Source organism: Streptomyces torulosus, from assembly GCF_001419765.1.
Classification (GTDB): domain Bacteria; phylum Actinomycetota; class Actinomycetes; order Streptomycetales; family Streptomycetaceae; genus Streptomyces; species Streptomyces torulosus.
Window position 1 is genome coordinate 1 of record NZ_LIRK01000992.1, and the last position, 773, is coordinate 773.

General features: G+C 69.0%; 1 protein-coding gene. It reads left to right on the forward strand.

The genetic code is table 11. The annotated features are described in order from the left end of the window. Positions 1-53: 53 nt before the first annotated feature. On the forward strand, positions 54-773 hold a 720-nt coding region (locus AOK23_RS43430), incomplete at its 3' end, for an MIP/aquaporin family protein (protein ID WP_055717855.1).

The window sequence follows — 773 nt, forward strand, 5'->3', positions numbered from 1 at the left end:
CGGAAGGGACCCGGGGTCCGCCTTCCCCTGGACGAAGGACAAAGGAGTCGCGGGTGTCCAGCTCCGACATCTTCATCGGCGAGACCATCGGTACCGCCATACTCATCCTGCTCGGCGGTGGCGTCTGCGCCGCCGTCACGCTGAAGGCCTCCAAGGCCCGTAACGCCGGTTGGCTCGCCATCACCTTCGGGTGGGGTTTTGCCGTTCTGACGGCCGTCTACACCTCCGCGCCGCTCTCCGGCGCCCATCTGAACCCGGCCGTGACCCTCGCGCTCGCGCTGAAGGACAAGGGCATCCCGTGGAGCCAGGTCCCCACCTACTGGGGCGGGCAGCTGCTCGGCGCGATGATCGGTGCCGCTCTGGTCTGGGTCGCCTACTACGGTCAGTTCCACGTCCACCTCACCGACAAGGAGATCGTCGGCGGTCCGGGCGCGGAGACCTCCACGGCGAAGTCCGTCGAGGCCCGTGAGAAGGGCGCCGGCCCCGTGCTCGGCATCTTCTCCACCGGTCCCGAGATCCGGAACGCCGTGCAGAACGTCGCCACCGAGGTCATCGGCACCATCGTGCTGGTCCTCGCGGTCCTCACCCAGGGCCTCAACGACAGCGGCAAGGGGCTCGGCACCCTCGGTGCCCTGATCACCTCGCTCGTCGTGGTCTCGATCGGTCTGTCCCTCGGCGGTCCGACCGGTTACGCGATCAACCCGGCCCGTGACCTCGGTCCGCGCATCGTGCACGCCCTCCTGCCCCTGCCCAACAAGGGCGGCTCCGACTGG